The organism is Actinomycetota bacterium (assembly GCA_036280995.1).
Classification (GTDB): domain Bacteria; phylum Actinomycetota; class CALGFH01; order CALGFH01; family CALGFH01; genus CALGFH01.
Window position 1 is genome coordinate 1 of the sequence record DASUPQ010000823.1, and the last position, 2,670, is coordinate 2,670.

At 74.4% G+C, this 2,670-nt stretch carries 2 protein-coding genes and 1 tRNA gene; all 3 read left to right on the forward strand.

The features are described 5' to 3' along the window. Positions 1–262: 262 nt before the first annotated feature. The 3 genes from VF468_27400 (at position 263) to VF468_27410 (ending at position 2,537) form a co-directional block, all read left to right on the forward strand. On the forward strand, positions 263–1,729 hold the full coding sequence (locus tag VF468_27400; GenBank protein ID HEX5882013.1) for an ATP-binding protein: 1,467 nt from the start codon (positions 263–265) through the stop codon (positions 1,727–1,729). Beyond that, positions 1,726–2,427, forward strand: coding sequence for a response regulator (locus tag VF468_27405; protein ID HEX5882014.1), 702 nt, complete (start codon positions 1,726–1,728; stop codon positions 2,425–2,427). The genes VF468_27400 and VF468_27405 overlap by 4 nt, the downstream gene beginning before the upstream one ends. 33 nt (positions 2,428–2,460) lie before the next feature. Then, positions 2,461–2,537 (forward strand) — tRNA-Pro (locus VF468_27410). The last annotated feature ends 133 nt before the right edge of the window (positions 2,538–2,670 follow it).

Sequence of the window (2,670 nt, forward strand, 5' to 3'; positions counted from 1 at the left end):
AGGACCTCGTCCTCGGGCAGGCTGAACGGCTCCCAGTCCGGCTTGAAGTCCGGCCGGGTCCCCCGGCGTCGGGTCTCGCCCATACGCAGATGGTACGCCCGGGCCATGGCTCAGGCGCTCCTGGGGGCCCTCGTCAGCGCATGCGCCGCTGCAGCAATCGCGAGCCGCGTCGTTCGAAGCATCGGGCGGTGAGGACGGCCACCGGGCGCAAAGAAGTCGTCAAGGTCCGGGATGGCCCGGCGCGGCGGCCTATCCTGGTCGCATGGACGTCCCTCGGCGGCTGGCGGTGGGCGGGCCCCGGGGCACGCTCGGCTACGTCGTCGCCGTCGGCGGAACGGTCCTGGCCACCGTCCCGCTGCTGGCCTTCCGGGCCGAGCTGAGCAAGACCACCGTGGTGCTCGCCTACCTGCTGGTGGTGACCGGGGCGGCGGCGGCGGGTGGGCTGGGGCCGGGCATCACCGCCGCCGGGCTCGGCTTCCTCGCCTTCGACCTGCTGTTCCTCCGGCCCTACCACCACGTCATCGTCGACGACCCCCAGGACTACCTGTCGCTCGGCGTCTACCTGCTCGTCGCGGCCGTGATCAGCCTGCTGGTCGCCTCGACCGAGCGCCGCCGGGCCCAGGCCGAGCGCCGCGAGCGCGAGACCCGCATGCTGTTCGAGCTGTCGACCAGTCTGGTCGCCCACGGCAGCCTGGAGGACACCCTGCGCGGGGTGGTCCGCACCGTGCGCTCGCTGTTCGACCTCGCCGGCTGCGCCATCGTGCTGCCGTCGGGCGACGGCGACGGCTTCCGCCTGGCCGCGGTCGACGGCGAGGTGCCCGGCGACCACGACGAGCGCGTGCCCATGGGCAGCGGCGGACAGGTCGTCGGGGCGCTGGTGGTGGTGGCCGGCGGCCCCGGCTCGTCCGGGTTCGGCGAGCCCGAGCGGCGGGTCCTGGCCACCTTCGCCAACCAGGCCGCCCTGGCCGTCGAGCGGGGCCAGCAGGAGGAGCAGCGCAACCGGGCCCTGGCCCTGCAGGAGACCGACCGGCTGCGCACCGCCCTGCTCAACTCCGTCTCCCACGACCTGCGGACCCCGCTGGCCTCGATCAAGGCCTCGGCCTCGAGCCTGCTCGACCGGGAGGTCCGCTGGAGCGACGCCGAGCGCGACGAGTTCCTGACCACGATCAACACCGAGGTCGACCGGCTCACCCGGCTGGTCCACAACCTGCTCGACATGTCCCGCATCGAGGCCGGGGCGCTCGACCCGCGGCTGGTCGAGAGCTCGCTCGCCGAGGTGGTCGGCCCGGTGGTGCGCCGGGCCAGGGCCGCCTCCCGGCAACGGGTCGAGGTGGACGTGCCCGACGAGCTGGCCCCGGTCCTGGTCGACCCGGTCCGCCTCGACCAGGTGCTGACCAACCTGCTCGACAACGCCCGCGGCTACGCCCCCGGCAGCCCCGTCCAGGTGGCCGCCCGCCAGGACGGCGACCGCATCGAGCTGCGGGTGGTGGACCACGGCCCCGGCATCCCCGTCCCGGAGCGGGAGCGGGTCTTCGACCAGTTCTACCGGCTCAAGGGCGGCGGCAGGCGGCCCGAGGGGACCGGCATGGGCCTGGCCATCTGCCGCGGGATCGTGCAGGCGCACGGCGGCGCCCTGCGGGTCGAGACGACCCCGGGAGGCGGCGCCACCTTCGTGCTCACCCTGCCGGTGTCCCCCGTGTCGCCGGACATGGAGGTGGTGCGGCCATGACCCGGGTCCTGGTGGTCGACGACGAGCCGCCGATCGTGCGGGCGGTCGCGGCGAATCTCAGAGTGCGCGGCTTCGAGGTGCTGACCGCCTCGACCGGCGAGGCCGCCCTGACCGCGGTCGAGACCCACCAGCCGGACTGCGTCGTGCTCGACCTGGGCCTCCCCGGCATCGACGGCCTCGAGGTGCTACGCCGGCTCCGCACCTGGACCCAGGTTCCGGTGGTGGTGCTGACGGCCATCGACGGCGAGCGCGACAAGGTGGCCGCCCTCGACCTGGGCGCCGACGACTACGTGACCAAGCCGTTCGGCGTGGCCGAGCTGATGGCCAGGATCCGGGTCGCGCTGCGCCACGCCCGGGCCGCCGGGGCCGACCGCCCGCGGGTCATCACCGCCGGGGACGTTGCCATCGACCTCGACGCCAAGCTGGTCACCAGGGACGGCGCCCAGGTGCGGCTGACCCCGACCGAGTACCGGCTGGTCGAGACCCTGGCCGTCAACGCCGGCCGGCTCTGCACCCACCGCTTCCTGCTGGAGCGGGTCTGGGGCCCCGGCTACGGCGAGGAGTCCCAGTACCTCCGGGTCTACATGGCCAACCTGCGCAAGAAGCTCGACGACCCGGCGGCCCCGCAGCTGCTGCTGACCGAGCCCGGGATGGGGTACCGCTTCGTGGTCCCCGAGCCCGAGGGCGCCACCGGCTGACCCGCCCGCCTGCGGTACACTGCGACCTCGAAGCGGGATGTAGCGCAGCTTGGCAGCGCGCCACGTTCGGGACGTGGAGGCCCCGGGTTCAAATCCCGGCATCCCGACCACGATCGCGGGCCCGTCAACCCCGCCGGATCGCGGCCAGCCGCGACGGGATCGCCGCCCGGCGGAGGAGGTCGCCGGCGTGGGAGGTGACGCCGACGTCGCCGGTGAGCTCGACGCCCTCGCCGGGGGGGACGG